Genomic DNA, 23341 nt, shown 5'->3' with positions numbered 1-23341 from the left:
CGCTGTGGTCGAACGGGATCAGCCGCGCACCGGCCGCCGCGCCATGATCGGCGAGGCGCGCAAGGCACGGCTGGGCTGGAGTGAAGTGAGGTTGCCGACGAACTGGCGCGCGCTGTTTTCCCAGGAGCGCTCCAGCGCGAAGTTGCGGCAGGTCTGGCGCGACATGGTGAGCGCGCGCAGGCACGCGGCGCGCAGATCGTGATCGATAGCGCCGATCGGATGATCGGCGATGACGTCCTTCGGACCGGTCACCGGAAACGCCGCAACCGGCGTGCCGCAAGCGAGCGCTTCGAGCTGCACCACGCCGAACGTGTCGGTCAGGCTCGGAAATACGAACACGTCGGCGGCGGCGAGATGCGCGGTCAGATCCGCGCCCTTCTTCTCGCCGAGGAAGACCGCGTCGGGATATTTCTTTTCGAGCGCAGCCTTCTGCGGACCGTCGCCGACGACGACCTTGGTGCCGGGCAGGTCGAGCGAGAGGAACGCCTCGAGATTCTTCTCCACCGCCACGCGGCCCATCGTCATGAAGATCGGCCCGGGCAGATCGAGCTTGGCCGGAGCGTCTGGATGAAACAGCTCGGTGTTGACGCCGCGCGTCCAGAAGCCGAGCCGCTTGAAGCCGCGCTCGGAGAGCTCCTGCCGCAGCGAGGGCGTTGCGACCATCGTCATTGCGGCCGCGTCGTGGAAGTGGCGCAGCACGGCATAGCCGACGCTCGCGGGGATGCCGGTCCGCACCGAGACGTATTCGGGAAAGCGCGTGGTGTAGGAGGTGGTGAAGGCGAGCCGGTTGCGACGGCAATAGGCCCGCGCCGCCCAGCCGATCGGCCCTTCGGTCGCGATGTGCAGCGCCTCGGGCGCCGCCTTCTCGATCCGCCGCGCAATCTCCTTGCCGCTCGGCAGCGCAATGCGCAGCCCCGGATAGGTCGGCAACGGCCACGACCGAAAGCCGTCCGGCGTCAGGAAGTCGATCTCGACGTCCAATGCCTTGGCCGCGCCAGCCAGCGAGGTCAGCGTCCGCACCACACCGTTGACCTGCGGATGCCAGGCGTCAGTCGCGATTATTACCCGCATGGGAAATTCCCGAGATTTTTATGATTCTCGGCTTACGACCATCAACCACGGATATTTCAGGCGTGTGACGTCATGGAAGTGTCGGCCCGCTGTTTTGTTCGTTAACGGGTCCGCGCAGCCACGAAACCGTCATGAAACAATCCTTGCGGCCATGAAGCCGTTTTCGGTTTTCCGCGCAAACGTCCCGAAACTTCTTTCCGTTAGTGATCTAGGCAACAGAGCACCGAAACGGTGCCGGGGTGACCAAGAAACACCGCGCAACAGGGGCGACCAATGATCAATCTGGAGACGTTGAAGACCTATTCGCGCGCCGTTGCGTTTGGCGCAGTGGCTGTGACCGCGATCGCGTTCGCTGGCCCGGCCAAGGCCGCGCCCGTGCAGCTCTTCCCCTTCTTCCAGCCGCTGCCGCCGATCGCAGCGCCGCAGCCGTATCAGCCTTATCAAGCCACGCCCTATCAGGCCGCGCCGTCCGAAGATCAGGACGCCGTCGAAACGCCGGCCCGCTTCCGCCGCCAGACCGTCTCCTATGCGACGCGTGAGGCGCCCGGCACCATCATCATCGATACACCCAACACCTACCTCTATCTCGTGCTCGGCAATGGCCAGGCGATGCGCTATGGCATCGGCGTCGGCCGCGACGGCTTCACCTGGTCCGGCACCCAGTCGGTGACCAAGAAGGCCGAGTGGCCGGATTGGACCCCGCCGCCGGAAATGATCGCCCGCCAGCCCTATCTGCCGCGCCACATGGCCGGCGGCCCCGGCAATCCGCTCGGCGCCCGCGCCATGTATCTCGGCGGCACCATCTACCGCATCCACGGTACCAACGCGCCCGACACCATCGGCAAGCACGTCTCCTCCGGCTGCATCCGCCTGACCAATGACGATGTCGCGGACCTCTACTCCCGCGTCAATGTCGGCACCAAGGTCATCGTGCTGCCGATGACCGAGCGCCGCGCGGATCTCGGCGCCGCGACGCGGTAAGCAACAGGACATTGTGACGCAAACGGCCCCGGAACCCACCGGGGCCGTTTTCGTTGGCCCTCGGCATCCCCAAGCGCGCGCGTGCTGCGGCGCGATCCCCGATGGAGGCGCGAGTGCGATCACGTCCGCAAACGCCAGGCACATGGCTGCGCATGCTCGCCGGCGCATTGACGCTGCTGCTGTCCGCGCCCGCCTCGCGCGCACAGCAGCCGGCGAGCAACGACGCAGCCCAGCAAGCCTTCAACAATTCCTGCCGCACCTGCCACTCGGTGAAAGAGGGCGACAATCGTCTGGGCCCCAATCTCAATAAAATCGTCGGACGCAAGGCCGGCTCGCTGCCGAACTACAATTATTCCTCGTCGATGAAAGAAGCCGGCTTCGTCTGGGACCAGGACAAACTCACCCGCTTCATGGTCAAGCCGGACGAAATCGTATCCGGTAACAAGATGCAGCCCTATGGCGGCGTCTCGGCGGAGGAAGCCGGCAAGATCGTTGCCTATTTGCAGGCGGCTTCGCAGTAGAGCCACCGGCTGCACCGCTCCGCAATCAGCCTCAGCCACGCCGCCGAATGAAACGCGCTCATCAAGAGATACATCGGCACCATCCCGCCGAGCATCGCCCCATGTCCGGAGCCACACAGCATGTCGGCCGGGCCGTCGAGCACGGCCGTCAGCACGGCCATGATCGCAAAGGTCGGCGTGGCCGCCAGCCCCAGCCATCTGGCGAGGTGGCGCGCGGCCACCACGCCGTTGCGGCTCGCGCCGGCAGTTGCGCTGACGGGACTAGTCACGTCCTTCAGCCGCCTCCTCGCGAAAAGCCTTCTCGCCGGCGGTCGAGATCTCGACCCATTTCTTGTCGGGTGCGGCACCTTCGGTGTAGCTGTCGTGCCAGTTCCACCATTTGTAGGTCGGCGTCTGCGGATAGCCTTTCGGCGAATCCTCCCAGACCTCCTGCCGTCCCAGCGGCGTGATGTCGAGATAATTCCAGGTGCCGCCCATCTGCTCATCGCCGCGGCTCTTGACGAAGTAGGTGCGGAAGATCCGGTTGCCATCGCGGAAGAACACGTTGGTCCCGTGCCATTCGTCAACGCCGAAATCCGCATCGAAACTGTCGGTGACGGTGACCCATGGCATGGTCCAGCCCATCCGCTGCTTCAGCCTGCTGATATCGGCCTGGGGCGCGCGCGAAGCGAACACCAGCGTGGTATCGCGGGCATTCAGGTGCGCGACATGGGCAACCTGGTCGGCCACCATGGAGCACCCGCGGCAGGCATGATCCGGCCAGCCGAACACGCCCGGCTCAAAGAAGGCGCGGTAGACGATCAGCTGCCGCCGGCCCTGAAACAGGTCGTGCAGACTGACCTTGCCGCCGGGCCCCTCGAACGCATAGGTTTTGGTCACTTCCATCCACGGCATGCGCCGGCGCTCGGCGGCCAGGGCGTCGCGGGCACGGGTATGCGCCTTTTCCTTCACGAGCAGTTGCTGACGGGCGGCCTCCCAGTCCTGCGGCGACACCACCGGCGGTGTTTGCATGGCGGCCTGTCCGTTATTTCCTGCGTTGTCAGCTGATGTCATCATGGCTCTCCAACTTTTCCCGGGCGGCCGTTCCGGATCTCGCGATGGAAGATGCGGAACCGCTCGCCCCTGGCCGCACATTGTCGGCGGTCAACGATCTCTCGCACCGGACGGTTGCGTGGTGGGAGTAACAAGTGTGGCGGGATTTGAATGGAGTCGCTGATCACGGCCGCGGCCCGCGCGCTCCAAGCCGGCGATCCGCTGGGCGCGCTGAACCGCGTCGCACTGCGCAACGATGCGCCTTCGCTGGCGCTGCGCGGCATCGCGATGGCGCAGCTCGGCGATCTCGCAAAGGCAAAGACATTGCTGCGCAGCGCCGCACGTGCCTTCGGCCCGAAAGAGGCGGTCGCGCGCGCCAGATGCGTGGTGGCGGAGGCCGAGATCGCGCTCGTCGCGCGCGACCTGAACTGGCCGGCCAACACGCTCGCGGCCGCGCGGGCGACGCTTGCAAGCCACGGTGACCTCGCCAATGCCGCCCATGCGGACCACATCGAGGCGCGCCGACTTCTCCTTCTCGGGCGCCTCGATGAGGCCGAACGCACGCTGGCCGAGACCAAGACCACGCCATTGCCCCCGGCGTCGCAGGTCGCCCGCGAGCTCGTGATCGCCGGCATTGCCATCAGGCGGCTCAGAACGAAAGACGCGCGCGCGGCGCTCGGGCGCGCGGCGAGCGCAGCACGGCAGGCCGGCATTGCCGCACTTGCGGCCGAGGTCGAAGGCACGAGCCGCGTGCTCGACACACCCGCAGCGCGCCTGATCACGCGCGGGCACGAGCGGCCGTTGCTGCTCAGCCAAATCGAGGACCTCGCGACATCGGAGGCGCTCGTGGTGGACACGTTCCATCACGCGGTTCGCAGGCGAGGCATCCTCGTGTCGCTCGGAACGCGGCCGGTGCTGTTCGCGCTCGCCCGCATGCTGGCGCAGGCCTGGCCCGCCGATGTCTCGCGCGAAGCGTTGATCACGGGAGCGTTTCAGGCAAGGCATGTCGACGAATCGCATCGCGCCCGGCTGCGCGTCGAAATCGGACGGCTCCGCACCAAGCTCAAGCCCCTCGCCGATGTCCGCGCGACCAGCCAAGGTTTTGCGCTGACGCCGCGCAACACGCGGCAGGTTCTCGTCCTCGCACGACCCATCGAGGAAAAGCACGCCAATGTGCTCGCCTTCCTCTCCGATGGCGAGCCCTGGTCGAGCTCGGCGCTCGCGCTGGCGCTGGGAACGAGCGCGCGCACCGTGCAACGCGCCCTCGAAGAGCTGGCGCGATCGAACAAGGTGCAGTCCTTCGGACACGGACGGGCGCGGCGCTGGATGACGCCGCCCGTCCCGGGTTTCCCGACAGGCTTGTTACTCCCGGGACCGCTCATGAAGACGTAAGGTGGGATACACACCACAGGGACCGAGCAGATGAAACGTTCAGCCGCCGAGATCGTCAGGGAATACGGGCCCTTTGCGGGCGTCGAAGCCGTGCACGGCGTCACCTATGACGGCAGCCATATGTGGTTCGCATCCGGCGACAGATTGAACGCGGTCGACCCGGCCGATGGCAAGATCGCCCGCTCCATCGATGTCGCCGCGCATGCGGGAACGGCGTTCGACGGCCGTCACCTGTTCCAGATCGCCGAGGACCGCATCCAGAAGATCGACGCTGCGACCGGCAAGGTGCTCGCCACCATCCCCGCGCCCGGCGGCGGCGGCGACTCTGGATTGGCCTGGGCCGAGGGCTCGCTCTGGGTCGGACAGTATCGGGAACGCAAGATCCATCAGGTCGATCCCCAGACGGGAAAAATTCTCCGCACCATCGAAAGCAAGCGCTTCGTCACCGGCGTGACCTGGGTCGACGGCGAGCTCTGGCACGGCACCTGGGAAGGCGAGGACAGCGACATCAGGCGGATCGACCCCGAGACGGGCAAGGTGCTGGAGCAGCTCGACCTGCCCGCCGGGACCATGGTGTCAGGATTGGAGTCCGATGGCGGCGACCGTTTCTTCTGCGGGGGCGGAGATCGCGGCAATGTGAGGGCGGTGCGCCGTCCGAAGCGCGGCTAGATGCACCATGACGAATGCGCGGCAATTGCGCGTTCGCAGCCGTTAATTTGTTTGCCCCAATTCCACCCCATCGGTGGGCTCTAGCGCCCTCCTCGCCTGCCCTGTAGACTTCTGCCCGGGCGGCCTGGGGGATCGATGCGACTGACGCTGAACTTGAAAACTGTCCTGATCGCCGTCGCGGTGCTCGCGGCGTCGTTTTTCATCAGCCTCAAGGCGATGGACTGGCTGTCGCCGCGAGCGACGAATTCCGCGCCGCCAGTCGCGCAACTACCGCCGCTGCCGCCGGTCGCGAAGAGCTCGATCGTGGTGGCGCCGGTCGCCATCGCGCTGTCGGCGATCCGCGAACAGGCCGAGAAGGCCGCTCCGCGCAATTTCGCCGGCAAGGCCGAGAACCCGATCTCGCAAATCCTGGAGAACGCCGACATCGGCTGGTCCGCCGTACGCGGGCCGATGGCAACTGCCGGCGACAGGGACGTGCTGACAATCTCGACGCCGCTCACGGGCAAGCTGAACGTGACGGGCTCGCTCTCGTCGAAAGCCACCGGCGCGCTCGGCGAGGCGCTCGGCAGCGTGCTCGGCGGCAATGCCGCGAAACAGATCGGCGCGGTCAACATCAAGAATTTGAACGCCAGCGCCGAGATCAAGGGCAACGTCGTCGTCACCTCGCGACCGAAGATTGCGGCCAACTGGCATCTCGAGCCCAATCTCGGCGCCCAGGTCAACCTTGGCGACACCAACCTCAACATCTCGGGCGCCAAGGTCAACGTGCCCGCGCAAGTGAAGCCGCTGATCGACAAGACCGTCGGCGAACAGATCAACGCCGTCTCCGAACGCATGCGCAACGATCCGACCTTGCGGGAGAACGCGAAGCTGCAATGGGCCAAGGCCTGCCGCTCGATCCCGCTGCAAGGCTCGGGCTCCTCGGCCGCGCTGCCGCCGCTCTGGCTGGAGATGAAGCCGATCCGCGCCATCGCGGCGCAGCCGCGCGTCGACGCGCAGGCCGTGACCCTGCTGATGGGCCTGGAAGCCGAGACGCGCGTCACCTCCACGCCGACGAAGCCCGACTGCCCGTTCCCCGACAAGATCTCGATCGTGCCGCCGACCGGCACCGGTGTGAACATCGGCGTACCGATCGACGTGCCCTTCACCGAGATCAACAAGCTGATCGCGGCGCAGATGGTCGGCCACACCTATCCCGAGGACGGCTCCGGTCCCGTGGACGTCACCGTCAAGAGCGTCAACGTGATCCCGTCCGGCGAACGCCTCCTGATCTCGCTGCTGGTGCGCGCCAAGGAGAAGAAGAGCTGGCTTGGTCTCGGCGCCGAAGCGACCGTGCACATCTGGGGCCGGCCCATGCTCGACCAGGCGCAGCAGACGCTGCGGCTCGCCGACATCCAACTCGCGGTGGAGTCCGAGGCGGCCTTCGGCCTGCTGGGTGCCGCGGCACGCGCGGTGGTGCCGCAGATGCAGCAGGCGCTGGTGCAGAAAGCGACGGTCGACCTGAAGCCGATTGCCGCCAATGCACGCGAGAAGATCGCCGCCGCGATCGCGGACTTCCAGAAGAGCGAGGACGGCGTCAGGGTCGAGGCAAAGATCGACAGCCTGACGCTGGCCGACATCGCCTTCGACTCCAAGACGCTGCGTGTAATCGCGGAAGCCGGCGGCTCGCTGAATGTGTCCGTGACGAAATTGTCGGGAATGTAGCGCGCCGCCTTCCCTCGACGGTCCGCGCGTCGCCGCTTGCGCCGCTGGCAATCTGGACGGAGGATGCTAAGCTATTCCTCGCACCCCGGGGACGAGGTGCTGACAGCATCGTGGCTGATAACGCGAGGACGACATGAAAGCCGGCATGGTCACGCCTGCGCCGGCGCTGGTGCGCTTTTCCGGCATTCAGAAAACCTACGATGGCGAGCACCTCGTGGTGAAGAACCTCGATCTCGACATCAGGAAGGGCGAGTTCGTCACCCTGCTTGGTCCGTCGGGCTCGGGTAAGACGACCACGCTGATGATGCTGGCCGGCTTCGAGGTTCCGACTCATGGCGAGATCTACCTCGCGGACCGGCCGATCAAGAACGTGCCGCCGCACAAGCGCGACATCGGCATGGTGTTCCAGAACTATGCCTTGTTTCCGCACCTGACGATCGCCGAGAATATCGCCTTCCCGCTATCCGTCCGCAACACCAACAAGGCGGAAGCGCAGGAGCGCGTCAAGGCGGCATTGCGCATGATCAAGATGGAAACCCTGGCGCAGCGCCGGCCTGGGCAGCTGTCCGGTGGTCAACAGCAGCGCGTGGCGCTGGCCCGCGCGCTGGTTTTCAATCCGCAACTCGTGCTGATGGACGAGCCGCTGGGCGCCCTGGACAAGCGCCTGCGGGAGCAGATGCAACTGGAGATCAAGCAACTGCACGAGACGATGGGCATCACCGTCGTCTACGTCACCCACGATCAAAGTGAAGCGCTCACCATGTCGGACCGCATCGCCGTGTTCAACGATGGTATCGTGCAGCAGATCGACAGGCCCGACGCGCTGTATGAGCATCCGGTGAACAGCTTCGTCGCCCATTTCATCGGCGAGAACAACGTGCTGTCCGGCACCGTCGAGACGGTCGAGAAACAATATTGCCGCGTTGCGCTGGCGGGCGGCGGAGCCGTGACCGCACGCGCGGTCAACGTATCGGGCGCGGGCGCATCGACCTCGCTGTCGGTGCGGCCGGAGCGGATCGCTATTATCCCGGATGGCACCTCCAGCGACGAACCGAACCGACTGCCGGCCAAGGTGCAGAATACCATCTATCTCGGCGACCACGCGCTGGCCGTGCTCGACGTCGCCGACAACAGGGAGTTCATGGTCAAGCTTCAGCCGGGGACACATGACAGCCTGAGAGCTGGCAACGTAAGAGCTGGCAGCCTTACACCTGGCGATGACGTGTTCATCACCTTCCGCCCGGAGGACTGCCTGGCCCTCGATCCCGTCTGATCCAACCATGCAGCATCGCTCGCACGCGGGCGGACCTGCACCAACCAAGCTCAACGCAAGTCACGTGAAGAAGAAGGAACAAGACCATGCTGAAGCGCAAGATTATCCTGGGTTTCGCCGCGGCACTCACCGCCAGCGCGGCGCTGGCCACGGTCGCGCAGGCGCGTGACCTCACCGTCGTGTCGTGGGGCGGCGCGTATCAGGATGCCCAGAAGAAGGTCTATTTCGAGCCGTTCAAGAAAGCGGCCGGTGTGCCCATGAACGACGAGTCCTGGGACGGCGGCGTCGGCGTGCTGCGCGCCAAGGTGCAGGGTGGCGCCGCCACCTGGGACGTCGTCCAGGTCGAAAGCGACGAGCTCGCAGTCGGCTGCGAGGAAGGCCTGTTCGAAAAGCTCGACTATTCGAAGATCGGCGGCGAGGCCGCCTATATCCCGCCGTCAGTCAACGCTTGCGGCGTCGGCGCCATCCTCTACGATTTCGTTCTCGGCTACGACAAGGACAAGCTCAAGGAGGCCCCGAAGGGCTGGGCCGACTTCTTCGACACCAAAAAGATTCCGGGCAAGCGTGCCTTGCGTCAGGGCCCGAAGACCACGCTGGAGATCGCCCTCATGGCCGACGGCGTCGCGCCAAAGGACGTCTACAAGGTGCTGGCGACCGACGAGGGCGTCGAACGCGCGTTCAAGAAGCTGGATACCATCAAGGGCGACATCGTCTGGTGGAAGGCCGGCGCCCAGCCGCCGCAATTGCTCGCCTCCGGCGAGGTGGCGATGACCTCGGTCTACAATGGCCGCATCGACACCGCGAACAAGAACGAGAAGAAGAATTTCGGCATGGTGTGGGACGGAGCCCTCTTCACCATCGACACTTGGGTGATCCTGAAAGGCAGCCCGAACAAGGACGCGGCCTACAAGTTCCTGGATTTCGTCGGCAAGGCGGATAATCAGTCGAAGCTGTCGGAGAACATTGCCTATGGCACCTCGAACAAGGACGCAGCCGCCCTGCTCGCGCCTGCCGTTCTAAAGGACCTGCCGACAGCGCCCGACAACATCAAGAACGCGGTCGAGATCAACGTTGCCTTCTGGCTCGAAAACATCGACCGCCTGACCGAGCGCTTCAACAAATGGGCCGCGAAATAGCGCGCTCCGCAGGGCTCGACCGAAGGTAACACCAATGACGGATGCGCTCTTGACCAGCGCCGATGCGTCGACCGAGGTGCCGCTCAAGCGCCGATTACGGCGGGCGGAGCGAGCACGCCAGGTCAAGGCATTGGCGCTGGTTCTGCCGCTTCTCGTCTTCCTGCTCTTCACCTTCGCTGGGCCCATCGCCGGCATGCTGTGGCGTGCCGTCGATGACCGGGAGGTGCGTCTGGTTCTGCCTCAGACCATCGCGGCTCTCGCCAGTTGGGACGGCAGGGATCTGCCGGACGAAAAGGTCTACGCGGCGCTGGCGGGCGACATCATGGCGGCGCGCGCTTCCGGCACCATTGCGATTGCGGCCAAGCGGCTCAATTACGCACTGAACGGCTTCCGCACGATCCTGACCACCACCGCACGCAATCTGAAGACTGCGCCCGAGCCCGGCACGGCCAGGGAGACGCTGGGCAAGATCAATCCGGCCTGGCGCGAACGCGCCACCTGGACCACGATCAAGGAAGCCAGTGGCCCCGTGACCGGCTTCTACCTTTTGTCGGCGCTCGATCTGACGCGGAACGCGGACGGCGCGATTATCGCAGCCCCGCCGGATCAGGCCATCTACCGCGACGTTTTCGCCCGCACCTTCCTCATCAGCCTCAGCGTCACGGCACTTTGCCTGATCCTCGGCTTCCCGGTCGCTTACTTGCTGGCCGCGCTGCCGCCCGGCCGGTCGAACCTGCTGATGATCTTCGTCCTGCTGCCGTTCTGGACATCGCTTCTGGTCCGCACCTGCGCCTGGATCGTTCTGTTGCAGAGCAAAGGCGTCGTGAACGACAGCCTGCTCTGGCTTGGCATCATCGACGCGCCGTTGCGCCTGATCTACAACCGCTTCGGTGTCTGCGTCGCCATGACCCACGTCCTCCTGCCGTTCATGATCCTGCCGCTGTACAGCAGCATGAAGGCGATCTCGCCTGCTTACATGCGTGCCGCGGCCTCGCTCGGTGCGCCACCCCTCACTGCCTTCCTGCGGATCTACCTGCCGCAAACCCTGCCCGGCATCGGGGCGGGAAGCCTGCTCGTCTTCATCCTGGCGCTCGGCTATTACATCACGCCGGCACTCGTCGGCGGCGCCGCCGACCAGATGATCAGCTACTTCATCGCGCTCTACACGACCGAGACCGCCAATTGGGGCCTTGCTTCGGCACTGGGTGCGGTGCTGCTGCTCGCCACTATTCTGCTCGCGCTCGTCTATGGAAAGCTGGTGCAGGGACAGCAGGTGACGGGAGGGATGAAGAATTGAGCGACAATTCCTCCATCCGCACGCCGAGCCAGCGCATCGCGTGGACCGCGACCATCGTGATCTCCACGCTGGTGTTCATCTTCCTGATCGCGCCGATCCTTGCGATCATGCCGCTGTCCTTCAGCTCGGGCTCGTACCTCACTTATCCGCTGCCGGGCCTCTCCCTGCGCTGGTATGACGACTTCATCAATTCGCCGCGCTGGATGAATTCGCTGAAGAACAGCATGATCATCGGTGTGGCCTCGACCCTGCTGTCGATGGTGCTCGGCACGCTGGCGGCGCTGGGGCTGGCGCAGTGGAAGAGCCGGTTCAAGCCGCTCGTGCTGGCTTTCGTGCTGTCCCCGGTCGTCGTGCCCGGCGTCATCACCGCGGTTGGCCTGTATTTTTTCTTCGCGCCGATCGGGCTGACCGGCAGCTATCTCGGCTTGATCCTGGCCCACACCGCGCTGGCGACGCCCTTCGTGGTGATCACGGTCGGTGCGACGCTGCAAAGCTTCGACACCAATCTGGCCCGCGCCGCCGCCTCGCTCGGCGCCTCGCCGCTCGAGGCGTTCCGCCGCGTGATCCTGCCGCTGATCCTGCCCGGCGTGGCGTCGGGGGCGCTGTTCGCCTTCGCGACCAGCTTCGATGAGGTGGTGATCGTGCTGTTCATGGCAGGTCCGGAACAGCGCACCCTGCCGCGCGAGATGTTCAGCGGCATCCGCGAGAACATCAGCCCGACCATCACGGCAGCGGCGGTGATCCTGACGACGGTCTCCGTCATCCTGCTCGCCACACTGGAAGGCCTGCGCCGGCGCAATGAACGGCTGAAGGGCGGCGCGTGAGCGCGCGGTGTCTTCTCCTTCTCCCCTTGTGGGAGAAGGTGGCGCGAAGCGCCGGATGAGGGGTCTTTCTCCGCCCATTCAATGACAGTAGGACTCGCGGAGAGAACCCCTCACCCGTCCCGCCGCTATCGCGGCGAGCCACCCTCTCCCACAAGGGGAGAGGGCAAAAACACCGCGCGCCCTGCTTATTTCTCAACCCTCCTCGCGCATTCCGGGCTTTGCTCCCGCGACCGATAGTCGTTAGAACGACTCCCGCAACAAAGCCCAAACAACAACGCTGAGGGAGAAAAACAAAATGCAAAAACTCATCGCCGCGGTCGCGGCCGGACTCGCTCTCGCCGCCACGTCAGGCGCCGCCCAGGCGCAGATTTCCGACGATGTCGTCAAGATCGGCGTGCTCACGGACATGTCGAGCCTCTATGCGGACGCGACCGGCAAAGGCTCGCTCGCTGCCGTCGAGATGGCGGTCGCCGATTACGGCGCCAAGGTCGCGGGCAAGCCTGTCGCAGTGGTCTCCGCCGATCACCAGAACAAGCCCGACGTCGGCGTCAACATCGCCCGCAACTGGTACGACAACGACAAGGTCGACGCGATCTTCGACGTTCCGACCTCGTCGGTGGCGCTGCCGATCTCGGCGCTGACGCGCGAGAAGAACAAGATCCACATCAATTCCGGCGGCGGCTCATCCGATATCACGGGCGTCGCCTGCTCGCCCAATACGGTGCACTGGACCTACGACACCTATGCGTTATCGAACGTCGCCGGCAAGGCGATGGTCAAGCGCGGCGAGGACACCTGGTTCTTCGTCACCGCCGACTACGCCTTCGGCATGGCGCTGCAACGCGACGCAGCCAACGTCGTCAAGGAGAGCGGCGGCAAGGTGCTCGGCGAGGTCCGCCATCCGCTCAACTCGTCGGACTTCTCCTCGTTCCTGCTCCAGGCCCAGGCCTCAAAGGCGAAGGTGGTCGCGCTGGCCAATGCCGGCGGCGACACCACCAACGCGCTGAAACAGGCGGCCGAGTTCGGCCTGACGGAGGGCGGCCAGAAGATGATCGCCTTGCTCATGGAGATCACCGACGTTCATTCGCTCGGCATCAAGTCGACCCAGGGCCTGATCATCACCGACGCGTTCTACTGGGACACCAACGAGGAGACGCGCGCCTTCTCCAAGCGCTTCAACGAGAAGGTCGGCCACATGCCGACCATGATCCAGGCGGGGCTCTATTCGGCGACCATGCATTATCTGAAGGCAATCGACGCCATCAAGTCCGACGAGGCACCGAAGGTGATGGAGCAGATGCGCAAAACGCCGGTCAACGACTTCTTCGCCAAGAACGGCAAGATCCGCATCGACGGCCGCATGGTCCACGACATGTATCTGTTCGAGGTCAAGAAGCCCGAGGACTCCAAGGGCGAGTGGGACCTCTACAAGCTGATCGCCACCGTGCCCGGCGACGAGGCCTTCCGCCCGCTCGACAAGGGCGGCTGCCCTCTGGTGAAGGGGAACTAGCGGCATTCTCCGTCATTGCGAGCGAAGCGAAGCAATCCAGAATGCTTCCGCGGTGGCAGCCTGGATTGCTTCGTCGCCAGAGCTCCTCGCAATGACGGGAGACAAAAAAATGCACGACAGCGCGCCCGGCAAAACCGGGCGCGCTTCGTTTAGCCGTTTAGAGCCGCCTTACTCCGAGTACTTGAACTCGGGCATGTTCTTCAGCTCGTCCTTGCTCGCATTGAACACGGCGTGGTCCGGATACCATTTCGACGAGGACGTGGCCGTCGTCGCGGGCTTGTTGTCGGTGCCGGTCGCGGCACCCGTCGTGGTGGTCGCCGCGGGCCGGTTGGCTGCAGTGTTTCCAGTGCCGGTTGCGGTATTTCCGGCGGTGCCGGTGTAGGCAACGGCCTCATTGACGAACTTCAGCTTCTCATAGGGCACGGCAACCAGATGCTCGCCCAGGCCGAGGAAGCCGCCGACGCCGATCACGGCGATCTTGATGTTGCCGCTCTTGTCCATCAGCAGATCGTTGATCGAGCCGATGTTCTCGTTGGCGTCGTTATAGACCTTGATGCCGTCCATCTTGGACGTACGCCACTGTCCCGACGCGGTTGTGGTGGTCGTCGAGGCGGCGGCAGCCGGCGCCTTGTCGGTGGTGGCGGTCGGATTTTGCGCGAACGCAACGGTTGCGAGCAGTGCGGTACCGGCGAGACCGGCCGCGATCGATTTCATCAACATATTGTCCTCTCCTTCAGCAGAAAACTCGTGCGGAGAAAACAGCTCGGATCAGTCCCAGTTCCGCGCGTGCTGCAATTTCGTCGCGTGCTGCGCGAGCATCGCAGCCGCGTGCGATTGTTCCTAAGTCACTCAGGAACATTTTGCAGCGCACTGTTCCTCGCCGACGATCGGGCACCCTGGGTGAAGCACGACCGCAGCGAGGAACGCGCCGATCTGCGTCGCGCAGGTCAGCTCTTGTAATCGATCAGAAGCGCGGCGAAGTTCGAGCCGGCGGATGAGCTGCCGTTTGCACCGTACGACGACGAAGACGATTGCGACTGCTGCAGCGCCTGCAGAAACTGCTGGAGGATCTCGGCCGTGGTGGAGCCGGTCGACGTGCTGCCGGTCGCGTCCGTTGACGACGAATCCGATGAGCTGTCGTCCAGCGGCGGACCGGGCTGGGGGCCGCCCGCACCCCCCGGACCGCCCGCACCACCGGGGCCGCCGCCGCCATTGGCGAAGGCGGACTGGAATACGTTCTTCAGCTGGTCGGCCTGGTCCGACGTCAGCGTCCCGTTCGACACCTCGTTGGAGATGAGGTCGTCGATCTTCGACTTGATGTCGCCCTTGGAGGGACGCGTGCCGCTCGACTGATCGCTCGACCGGCTCTGCTGAAGCGCCGTGTCGATGTCGGTCAGCGCCGTCGAAAGCGCCGACTGGTCCGACGACGAGACCGTGCCGGCGGACACGTCCGATTGCAATTCCTGCTGCAGCCGCTGCAGCGGCGACTGTTGGTAACCGGCGGAGGCCGCCGAGATCGAGGTCATGATGGCTCCGTGAGTTCTGCGGGGGTTTCGTAGCCGACCACGCCACGGTATGGTTAGCGCGCTTAACGAGACCTTGTCGCTTCCCTGCCCGGTGATGTCCTGCTGTTGCGGCGTGGACCGTGGAAACAATCTGAAACAAAAATCCTCGCCTTTTGGCCCGAATCTTGGACAAACAAAGCGTATGGCGATTCCCAATCCCAACATCCTTGTCGTCGAAGACGACCGTGAAACCCGGACGTTGATTGCGAAATACCTGCGCAACAACGCCTGCAACGTCACCGCTGTGAGCGACGGCCGCGAGATGTCGCGCGCGATGGCCGATCATCGCGTCGACCTCATCATCCTCGACGTCATGCTGCCCGGCGAGGACGGCCTCAGCCTGTGCCGCAGGGTGCGCGCCGACGGACAGACGCCGATCATCATGCTGACCGCACGCGGCGAGGACGTCGACCGCATCGTCGGCCTCGAGATGGGCGCGGACGACTATCTGCCGAAACCGTTCAACCCGCGCGAGCTGCTCGCCCGCATCAACGCGGTGCTGCGCCGCCAGGCGGCCGCGCAGGCGGCAAGCTCGATCGAAGGCGCAAGCACGCTCGCCTTCGAAGGCTGGCGCATCGATCTGCGGCTGCGCGAGCTGCGCAATCCCGAGGGCGCGCGCGTCGCGGTGACCAGCGCCGAGTTCGACCTGCTGCGGACGTTCTGCGAGCGACCCGGCCGCGTGCTGTCGCGCGACAGCCTGCTCGACCTCACGCAGGGGCGCAGCACCGGCTCGTTCGAGCGCTCGATCGACGTGCTGGTCAGCCGCATCCGCCGCAAGATCGAGCCCAATCCGGCTGATCCGACCATGATAAAGACGGTGCGCTCGGGCGGCTATCTGTTCACGCCAAGAACCGAAGTGGTGAGAACGGAAGCGGCAAGCACCGACACTACAAGCACGGAAGCGGTCGCGGCAGTCTTGAGCATCTGACATGCGGCTTTTGGGATTTTTCCATCTCAGGAGCATCAGCGGCCAGATCGCTGCGCTCGTCGTGGTGTCGATCGTCGCGCTTCATCTGGTCATCACGGCGGGTTTTCTGATCACGCGGCCGGACCGCGCGGCGGCGCCGCCCGACAGCGAGCATGAGCTGGCCAATGCCGCGCTGCTGCTGTCCGCGGCCGACGCGAGCGAGCGGCCGCGCCTTCTTGCCGACATCGCGCGCGCCTTTCCGGATCTGCGGCTGGAAGCGATCGCGCCCGGCTCCGTGACGGCCATCGGCGACGGCCCCCATATGCACGGGATGCGCCGCCATCTCGGTGAGGGCTACAAGGTCGTCACGCTGCCGCCGAACGGCGGTTCGCCCCGGATCGGCATCCAGCTGCCCGACGGCACGACGGTCGCTGGCCATGTTGAACGGGGACGGCCGGGCTGGTTCTGGGGCAATCCCTGGATAACGACGCTGCTGTCTGCCGTGATCAGCGTGACGCTGCTCGGCGTATGGGCCGCACATGCGCTCGCCGCGCCGCTGTCGTCGTTTGCAAAGGCGGCCGAGAATTTCAGCCTGGATGGGACAGCCGATCCGCTGCCCGAACGCGGCCCGGAAGAGATCCGCTCGGTGGCGCGCGCGCTCAACCGCATGCATGAGCGGATCGCGCGGCTGATGTCGGACCGCACGCGGATGCTCGCCGCGATCAGCCACGATCTGCGCACACCGATCACGCGGCTGCGCCTGCGCGCCGAGTTCGTCGAGGACGAAGGCAACCGCAAGCGCATGCTGATCGACCTCGACCAGATGCGCTCGATGCTGGAAAGCGTGCTGTCGCTGTTGCGCAACGACCGCCAGATCGAGGCGGTGACGCTGGTCGACATCGCGAGCACGCTGCAGCTCATCGCCGACCAGTTCGGCGACATGGGTCATGCCGTGCGCTATGCCGGCCCGCAATCCGCGACCGCCGTGGCGCGGCCCGACGATCTGCATCGCGGCGTCACCAATCTCGTCGAAAACGCGGTGCGCTTCGGCGCCGAGGTGACGATCCGGCTGGACATCTCGGGCAGCAAGCTCGTCATCGACGTCGAGGACGACGGACCCGGCATTTCGGATGGCCGCAAGCAGGAGATGCTGGAGCCGTTCGTGCGCGGCGACGACGCGCGCACCATGGACGAGTCCACCGGCTTCGGCCTCGGTCTGTCGATCGCGCGCGCGATCGCGATCGCCCATGGCGGCGAGCTGTCGCTGCACGACCGGGAGCCGCATGGGCTGATCGTGCGGATGCAATTGCCGATCTGGCAGCAGCCGCGGCTTGCGGCTTAACTTCAGGCCGCGAGGGGCGGATGCGCGATGGGCATATCGTCGAAGATCGCCACCGCCTCGAAGCGATAATTGCAGGCGTGGCACGTCCAGAGATAGGAGACGCGCCCTTCGCCCGGCTCGATCCAGTCGGGCGTCGGGATCAGCGTGCCGCATTGGGCACAGGGGTTGTTTCTGGGCAAATCGTGTTCTGACATGTCGCCGCTGTGGGCTTTGACCATGGTTGATTTTGTCATGGCACCTCTCCCGATTCGCTGGCCGTGACATACTCGCTTTCGTGCGCCCATGCGAATAGACAGGCTTGCTGTCGCGAGTTGTCCGCCTGAGGAAACTCTGGCGCCAGGATTGAGCCGTCACAGCGGCTCGGCGCCGCGAAAACGTTAAAGGCGGCGTTTGGTCACATCATCGCCGCGTTCGCGAGGCCTAAACGGCAGCCGGGCGCAGGCCTTCAATCAGTCTCAGGGACCTCCGGGATATCTGATGAAAATTTTACGTGTTGCCGCGCTGCTCGCGGCCGGACTGACGTTGCCACAGGCCGCATTCGCGGGCCAGGCGGAGTACGCCGAGATGGTCGCGGCCCATGCGCGCGCCAACGGCGTGCCGGAGGCGCTGGTGCATCGCGTCATCATGCGCGAAAGCCGCTACCAGCCCGGCCTGGTCGGCCATGGCGGCACCATCGGACTGATGCAGATCAAGCTCGCGACCGCCCGCGGGGTCGGCTACACCGGCGACGCCGCCGGCCTGCGCGATCCCAACACCAACCTCACCTATGCCGTGAAATATCTCGCCGGCGCCTATCACGCCGCCAATGGCGACCACTCCCGCGCCGTGCGCTATTTCGCCGGCGGCTATTACTACGCCGCGAAGCGGCAGCGGCAGGGGGCCGTGCAGGTCGCCAACATGGGCGAGGCCAATATGGGCGGCGCTTGGCTCGAGCCAAACGGCAATCCGCAGCCGATATTCGGCACGGTCCCGCACCGCAAGCTCGCCCAGCGCGTCCGCAACGCCCGGGCGCAGGCGCCCAAGTAAACGCCCAAGTAAACGCCCAGGTAAGCGCGGTTCCCACCAAGCGCGTTGACCACCCAGCCCTGCTGGCATACATTAGAGCCGTTCCGAGGGGTGCTCCGAGGAGGAGCTGAGATACCGCTAAATGGGCAAATCCGCCCAGGACCGCGGTGACCCTTTGAACCTGATCCGGGTCATGCCGGCGAAGGGACAGGGATGTTGCAGACGACCAAGCGACCGGATTCCCCGGTATCCATCATCGGCGCAGGCATTGCGGGCGCCTGGCAGGCCTTGCTGTTCGCGCAGGCCGGCCACGCCGTCACCCTGCACGAGCGCGGTGACGCCGACATGACCGATGCGACCAGTCATTGGGCCGGCGGCATGCTCGCGCCCTATTGCGAGGCGGAGGTTTCCGAACCCATCATCAGCCGCCTCGGCCTGCGCTCGCTCGACATCTGGCGGCGCGAATTGCCCGACACGCCTTTCAACGGCTCGCTGGTCGTCGCTCACCCGCGCGAGCGCAACGATTTCGAGCGTTTTGCCCGGATGACCGAAGGCCATCGCCGGCTCGATGCCGCCGGCCTTGCCGAGCTCGAGCCGTCGCTCGAAGGCCGCTTCCGCGACGCGCTGTTCTTCCCGACCGAGGGCCATGTCGAGCCGCGCCGCGTGCTGCCGAAACTGCACGAGCGCATCCGCGCCGCCGGCGGCACCATCAAATTCGAAAGCGACGTCGCCGCGGCCGAACTCGCAAAACTTGATCCTAAAGGCATCGTGATCGACTGCCGCGGTCTTTCTGCGCGCGACGAGCAGCCGGAGCTTCGCGGCGTCAAGGGCGAGATGATCCTGATCGAGACCGCCGAGGTGCAGCTCGCGCGCCCGGTGCGACTGATCCATCCGCGCTGGCCGCTCTATGTGATCCCGCGCGAGGACAATCTGTTCATGCTGGGCGCGACCTCGATCGAGGCCGAGGACACCGGCGTCAGCGTGCGTTCCGCGCTGGAGCTGTTGGGCGCGGCCTATGCCGTGCATCCCGCCTTCGGCGAGGCCCGCATCGTCGAATTCGGCTCCGGCCTGCGCCCCGCTTTTCCCGACAATTTGCCGCGCATCGGCATCCGCGGCAACACGATCAACGTGAACGGCCTCTACCGCCACGGCTTCCTGATCGCGCCCGCACTCGCCGAGCTGACGCTTGGCTATGTCCAGCGCGGCCAGATCGACAATGAGGTAATGCAATGCGCGTGATCGTGAACGGCGAGCAGCGCGAGATCAATTCCGTCAGCGTGGACGCGCTGCTCAGCGAGCTCGACTACGAGGGCACCCATTTCGCGATCGCGCTCAACTACGACGTCGTGCCGAAGAGCCGCTGGGCCGAGACCGCGCTGAAGCCCGGCGACGAGATCGAGATCATCACGCCGCGGCAGGGAGGGTGATGTGAACGATGCAATCGCCTTTCTTCACCTCGCCCCGCTTGCGGGGAGAGGTCGAAATTCGCGCGAGCGCGAATTTCGGGTGAGGGGGACTCTCCGCGAGTCCGTCTCTCACCTCCTTTGCGGATACAGCCCCTCACCCCAACCCTCTCCCCGCAAGCGGGGCGAGGGAGCAAACCGCGAAGCGCGGAGACACTGATGGTCAATTTCTACGGCAAAACCTTCCCCTCCCGCCTCCTGATCGGCAGCGCGCTCTATCCCTCGCCTGCGATCATGCAGGCGGCGATTCGCGCCTCGGGCTCGAACATCGTCACGGTGTCGCTGCGGCGCGAATCCGCCGGCGGCAAGACCGGGGACGCGTTCTGGAATCTGATCCGCGAGCTCGATGTCACCGTGCTGCCGAACACCGCCGGCTGCCGCAGCGTGCGCGAGGCGGTGACCACGGCCAAGCTCGCGCGCGAATTGTTTGGCACGAGCTGGATCAAGCTCGAAGTCATCGCCGACAACGACACGCTGCAGCCCGACGTGGTCGGACTTGTGGAAGCAGCAAGCATCCTGATCAAGGACGGCTTCGAAGTGTTCCCCTATTGCACCGAGGATCTCTCGGTTGCGAACCGCCTGGTCGATGCCGGCTGCAAGGTGGTGATGCCGTGGGCCGCGCCGATCGGCAGCGCAAAAGGCATCACCAACCGCGACGCGCTCAAGCTGATGCGCGAGCGGCTGCCCGACATCACGCTGGTGGTCGACGCCGGCATCGGCGCGCCGTCGCACGCGGCGCAGGCGCTGGAACTCGGCTACGACGCCGTGCTGCTCAACACGGCCATCGCCAAAGCCGCCGATCCCGTCGCGATGGCCAACGCCTTCCGCCTCGGCATCGAGGGCGGCCGCACGGCTTTTGAGGCCGGGCTGATGAACGCCCGCGATTTCGCCTCCCCTTCCACCCCTGTCGTTGGGACACCCTTTTGGCATGCCGTATCCTGATCGCTTTTATCCCGTCGTCGACAGCCTCGCCTGGGTCGAGCGCCTGACCAGGCTCGGCGTCGGCACAATCCAGCTGCGCGCGAAAGATCTCGACGATTCGCAATCGCTGCAGATGGTCACCGATGCGCTGGCGATCACGCAAGGAACGCAAGCCAAGCTCGTCGTCAACGACTATTGGCGTGCCGCGATCGTCGCCGGCGCAAAGTATCTGCATCTCGGCCAGGAGGACTTGGCCGACGCGGATCTCGCGGCCATCCGCGAGGCCGGCTTGTCGCTCGGCGTCTCGACCCATGACGAGGACGAGCTGGACACCGCGCTCGCCGCCGAGCCCGATTATGTCGCGCTGGGTCCGATCTTCTTCACCACGCTCAAATCGATGCGCTTCGAGCCGCAGGGCATTCCAAAGATCACGGAATGGAAGAAGCGCGTCGGCACTATCCCGCTGGTCGCGATCGGCGGCATCAAGTTCGAGCACGCCGCGGAGATCTTTGCCGCCGGCGCGGATTCCATCGCCGTCGTTTCCGACGTCACGCAGAACGCCGACCCCGATGCGCGGGTCCGGCAATGGCTCGGCCTATCCGCGGAGGCCGCGTGATGCACACTCTCTCCACCGTCATTGCGAGGAGCACTTGCGACGAAGCAATCCAGACTGTCTCTGCAGAGAGATTCTGGATTGCTTCGCTGCGCTCGCAATGACGGAGCAAGAATTCACCGCCCTCGCCCAGACGCACACACATACGAATTAAACCGGAGGATCCCATGAACATCCGCTCCAACCCCGACAAGACCGTCCCCGCCGTCACCACCGGCCCGCTGCCCTCGTCGCGAAAAATCTTCGCCTCGCCCGATGCCGCGCCTGACCTGCGCGTGCCCCTGCGCGAGATCATCCTGTCCGAAGGCGCCGGCGAGCCGAACCTGCCGGTGTACGACACTTCCGGCCCCTACACCGACCCCAGCGTGACCATCGACGTCAACGCCGGTCTCGCGCGCGGCCGCAAGGCCTGGGTGCTGGAGCGCGGCGGCGTCGAGGAATATCAGGGCCGGCAGATCAAGCCGGAGGACAATGGCAGCGTCTCCACCGACAAGGCCGCGCGCGCCTTCTCGGCCTATCACCAGCCGTTGCGCGGCCTCGACGGCCACAAGATCACGCAGCTCGAATTCGCCCGCGCCGGCATCATCACCAAGGAGATGATCTACGTCGCCGCGCGCGAAAATCTCGGCCGCAAGCAGCAGCTCGAGCGCGCGGAAGCGGCGCTTGCCGACGGCGAAAGCTTTGGCGCGGAAGTCCCCGCCTTCATCACCCCGGAGTTCGTCCGCTCCGAGATCGCGCGCGGCCGCGCCATCATCCCCTGCAACATCAACCACAGCGAACTCGAGCCGATGATCATCGGCCGCAACTTCCTCACCAAGATCAACGCCAATATCGGCAACTCGGCGGTGACGTCGTCGGTCGAGGAAGAGGTCGAGAAGATGGTGTGGGCGATCCGCTGGGGCGCCGACACCGTGATGGATCTCTCGACGGGCCGCAACATCCACACCACCCGCGAATGGATTTTGCGCAACGCGCCGGTGCCGATCGGCACCGTTCCGATCTATCAGGCGCTGGAGAAGTGCGACGGCGATCCGGTCAAGCTGACCTGGGAGCTCTACAAGGACACGCTGATCGAGCAGTGCGAGCAGGGTGTCGACTATTTCACCATCCACGCCGGCGTGCGCCTGCAATACATCCACCTCACCGCCAGCCGCGTCACCGGCATCGTCAGCCGCGGCGGCTCGATCATGGCGAAGTGGTGCCTGGCGCATCACAAGGAGAGCTTCCTCTACACCCATTTCGACGAGATCTGCGACCTCATGCGCAAATATGACGTCTCGTTCTCGCTCGGCGACGGCCTGCGTCCGGGCTCGATCGCCGACGCCAACGACCGCGCGCAGTTTGCCGAGCTCGAGACGCTCGGAGAACTCACGAAGATCGCGTGGGACAAGGGCTGCCAGGTCATGATCGAAGGCCCCGGCCACGTGCCGATGCACAAGATCAAGATCAACATGGACAAGCAGCTCAAGGAATGCGGCGAAGCGCCGTTCTACACCCTCGGGCCCCTGACCACCGACATCGCGCCGGGCTACGACCACATCACCTCGGGCATCGGTGCCGCCATGATCGGCTGGTTCGGCTGCGCCATGCTCTGCTACGTCACGCCGAAGGAGCATCTCGGCCTGCCCGACCGCAACGACGTCAAGGTCGGCGTCATCACCTACAAGATCGCCGCCCACGCCTCCGATCTCGCCAAGGGCCATCCGGCCGCCCAGCTGCGCGACGACGCGCTGTCCCGCGCCCGTTTCGACTTCCGCTGGAGCGACCAATTCAACCTCGGCCTCGACCCCGACACCGCCAAGAACTTCCACGACGAGACCCTGCCGAAGGAAGCCCACAAGGTCGCGCATTTCTGCTCGATGTGCGGCCCAAAATTCTGCTCGATGAAGATCACGCAGGACGTGCGGGATTACGCGGCGACGCTGAACGATCCGAACGGCGTCGGCATGTCGATGAGCGGCACAGCCGAGGACGGCATGGCGAAGATGAGCGCAAAGTTCAAGGAGATGGGCGAGAACTTGTATCTGGATGCGGAGAAGGTGAAGGAGAGCAATCGGGTGTTGTGAGAGACTTCTCCTCGTCGTGCCCCGGGCTTGACCCGGCATCCATCGAAAA

24 protein-coding genes and 1 riboswitch are annotated in these 23341 nt (G+C 65.2%); of the genes, 18 read left to right on the top strand and 6 right to left on the bottom strand.

Annotated features, from left to right (window positions below; all coding sequences use genetic code 11):
* Positions 1-18: 18 nt before the first annotated feature.
* Positions 19-1071 (bottom strand): glycosyltransferase family 4 protein, encoded by a 1053-nt coding sequence (locus tag AC0L3U_RS02780; protein WP_473360595.1) that lies wholly within the window; start codon positions 1069-1071, stop codon positions 19-21.
* Between the two features lie 273 nt (positions 1072-1344).
* Between AC0L3U_RS02780 and AC0L3U_RS02775 the strand changes: the two genes are divergently transcribed.
* The gene (locus AC0L3U_RS02775; protein WP_027570664.1) at positions 1345-2052 is read left to right on the top strand and encodes a L,D-transpeptidase; all 708 of its coding nucleotides are present in this window, start codon (positions 1345-1347) and stop codon (positions 2050-2052) included.
* 101 nt (positions 2053-2153) lie between these two features.
* Positions 2154-2573 carry a c-type cytochrome gene (locus AC0L3U_RS02770; protein WP_473360594.1) on the top strand — a complete coding sequence of 140 codons (420 nt, stop codon included), beginning with the start codon at positions 2154-2156 and terminating at the stop codon, positions 2571-2573.
* On the opposite strand, the gene AC0L3U_RS02765 is transcribed toward AC0L3U_RS02770, so the two are convergent.
* Both AC0L3U_RS02765 and AC0L3U_RS02760 read right to left on the bottom strand, forming a co-directional pair.
* Positions 2549-2842, bottom strand: coding sequence for a hypothetical protein (locus AC0L3U_RS02765; RefSeq protein WP_473360593.1), 294 nt, complete (start codon positions 2840-2842; stop codon positions 2549-2551). The genes AC0L3U_RS02770 and AC0L3U_RS02765 overlap by 25 nt on opposite strands.
* A complete protein-coding gene (locus AC0L3U_RS02760; protein ID WP_473360592.1) occupies positions 2835-3629 on the bottom strand; it encodes a DUF899 domain-containing protein in 795 nt (264 codons plus the stop codon). The genes AC0L3U_RS02765 and AC0L3U_RS02760 overlap by 8 nt, the downstream gene beginning before the upstream one ends.
* Positions 3630-3776: 147 nt before the next feature.
* Between AC0L3U_RS02760 and AC0L3U_RS02755 the strand changes: the two genes are divergently transcribed.
* The 8 genes from AC0L3U_RS02755 (at position 3777) to AC0L3U_RS02720 (ending at position 13410) form a co-directional block, all read left to right on the top strand.
* Positions 3777-4997: a helix-turn-helix domain-containing protein gene (locus tag AC0L3U_RS02755; protein ID WP_473360591.1), complete on the top strand. Its 1221-nt coding sequence runs from the start codon at positions 3777-3779 to the stop codon at positions 4995-4997.
* A 30-nt stretch (positions 4998-5027) separates the two neighbouring features.
* Complete coding sequence (locus tag AC0L3U_RS02750; RefSeq protein ID WP_473360590.1) at positions 5028-5666, top strand: Vgb family protein; 639 nt, start codon at positions 5028-5030, stop codon at positions 5664-5666.
* A 135-nt stretch (positions 5667-5801) separates the two neighbouring features.
* The gene (locus AC0L3U_RS02745; protein WP_473360589.1) at positions 5802-7370 is read left to right on the top strand and encodes a DUF4403 family protein; all 1569 of its coding nucleotides are present in this window, start codon (positions 5802-5804) and stop codon (positions 7368-7370) included.
* 133 nt (positions 7371-7503) lie between these two features.
* A complete protein-coding gene (locus tag AC0L3U_RS02740; protein ID WP_473360588.1) occupies positions 7504-8643 on the top strand; it encodes an ABC transporter ATP-binding protein in 1140 nt (379 codons plus the stop codon).
* Between the two features lie 86 nt (positions 8644-8729).
* A complete protein-coding gene (locus AC0L3U_RS02735; RefSeq protein ID WP_473360587.1) occupies positions 8730-9779 on the top strand; it encodes an ABC transporter substrate-binding protein in 1050 nt (349 codons plus the stop codon).
* Between the two features lie 34 nt (positions 9780-9813).
* Entirely contained in the window at positions 9814-11076 is a 1263-nt protein-coding gene (locus AC0L3U_RS02730; RefSeq protein WP_473360586.1) for an ABC transporter permease, read from the top strand.
* A complete protein-coding gene (locus tag AC0L3U_RS02725; protein ID WP_473360585.1) occupies positions 11073-11900 on the top strand; it encodes an ABC transporter permease in 828 nt (275 codons plus the stop codon). Before AC0L3U_RS02730 ends, AC0L3U_RS02725 begins: the two co-directional genes overlap by 4 nt.
* Before the next feature lie 295 nt (positions 11901-12195).
* A complete protein-coding gene (locus AC0L3U_RS02720; RefSeq protein ID WP_473360584.1) occupies positions 12196-13410 on the top strand; it encodes an ABC transporter substrate-binding protein in 1215 nt (404 codons plus the stop codon).
* 168 nt (positions 13411-13578) lie between these two features.
* Here the strand turns inward: AC0L3U_RS02720 and AC0L3U_RS02715 are convergent, their stop codons facing one another.
* The gene (locus AC0L3U_RS02715; RefSeq protein WP_473360583.1) at positions 13579-14130 is read right to left on the bottom strand and encodes a PRC-barrel domain-containing protein; all 552 of its coding nucleotides are present in this window, start codon (positions 14128-14130) and stop codon (positions 13579-13581) included.
* Positions 14131-14357: 227 nt separating this feature from the next.
* The gene (locus AC0L3U_RS02710) at positions 14358-14936 is read right to left on the bottom strand and encodes a hypothetical protein (protein ID WP_473360582.1); all 579 of its coding nucleotides are present in this window, start codon (positions 14934-14936) and stop codon (positions 14358-14360) included.
* Between the two features lie 181 nt (positions 14937-15117).
* On the opposite strand from AC0L3U_RS02710, the gene AC0L3U_RS02705 reads away from it, so the two are divergent.
* Positions 15118-15903 carry a response regulator gene (locus AC0L3U_RS02705; RefSeq protein ID WP_473347954.1) on the top strand — a complete coding sequence of 262 codons (786 nt, stop codon included), beginning with the start codon at positions 15118-15120 and terminating at the stop codon, positions 15901-15903.
* A 1-nt stretch (position 15904) separates the two neighbouring features.
* Complete coding sequence (locus AC0L3U_RS02700; protein ID WP_473360581.1) at positions 15905-17224, top strand: ATP-binding protein; 1320 nt, start codon at positions 15905-15907, stop codon at positions 17222-17224.
* 2 nt (positions 17225-17226) lie between these two features.
* On the opposite strand, the gene AC0L3U_RS02695 is transcribed toward AC0L3U_RS02700, so the two are convergent.
* Positions 17227-17457, bottom strand: a complete 231-nt coding sequence (locus AC0L3U_RS02695; protein WP_473262978.1) for a hypothetical protein — start codon at positions 17455-17457, stop codon at positions 17227-17229.
* A 244-nt stretch (positions 17458-17701) separates the two neighbouring features.
* On the opposite strand from AC0L3U_RS02695, the gene AC0L3U_RS02690 reads away from it, so the two are divergent.
* The 6 genes from AC0L3U_RS02690 (at position 17702) to thiC (ending at position 23292) form a co-directional block, all read left to right on the top strand.
* Positions 17702-18250 carry a transglycosylase SLT domain-containing protein gene (locus tag AC0L3U_RS02690; protein WP_473360580.1) on the top strand — a complete coding sequence of 183 codons (549 nt, stop codon included), beginning with the start codon at positions 17702-17704 and terminating at the stop codon, positions 18248-18250.
* 76 nt (positions 18251-18326) lie between these two features.
* A riboswitch (TPP riboswitch) is annotated at positions 18327-18455 on the top strand.
* Positions 18443-19468 carry an FAD-dependent oxidoreductase gene (locus AC0L3U_RS02685; RefSeq protein WP_473360579.1) on the top strand — a complete coding sequence of 342 codons (1026 nt, stop codon included), beginning with the start codon at positions 18443-18445 and terminating at the stop codon, positions 19466-19468. (Overlaps the previous riboswitch by 13 nt.)
* Complete coding sequence (gene thiS / locus AC0L3U_RS02680; protein WP_473360578.1) at positions 19459-19656, top strand: sulfur carrier protein ThiS; 198 nt, start codon at positions 19459-19461, stop codon at positions 19654-19656. The genes AC0L3U_RS02685 and thiS overlap by 10 nt, the downstream gene beginning before the upstream one ends.
* A gap of 195 nt (positions 19657-19851) precedes the next feature.
* Positions 19852-20634: a thiazole synthase gene (locus AC0L3U_RS02675; protein ID WP_473360577.1), complete on the top strand. Its 783-nt coding sequence runs from the start codon at positions 19852-19854 to the stop codon at positions 20632-20634.
* Positions 20621-21229, top strand: coding sequence for a thiamine phosphate synthase (locus tag AC0L3U_RS02670; protein ID WP_473360576.1), 609 nt, complete (start codon positions 20621-20623; stop codon positions 21227-21229). The genes AC0L3U_RS02675 and AC0L3U_RS02670 overlap by 14 nt, the downstream gene beginning before the upstream one ends.
* A gap of 164 nt (positions 21230-21393) precedes the next feature.
* A complete protein-coding gene (gene thiC, locus AC0L3U_RS02665) occupies positions 21394-23292 on the top strand; it encodes a phosphomethylpyrimidine synthase ThiC (RefSeq protein ID WP_473360575.1) in 1899 nt (632 codons plus the stop codon).
* The last annotated feature ends 49 nt before the right edge of the window (positions 23293-23341 follow it).

Source organism: Bradyrhizobium sp. Kon69, from assembly GCF_055807515.1.
This window is presented reverse-complemented; position numbering and strand designations above follow the sequence as displayed.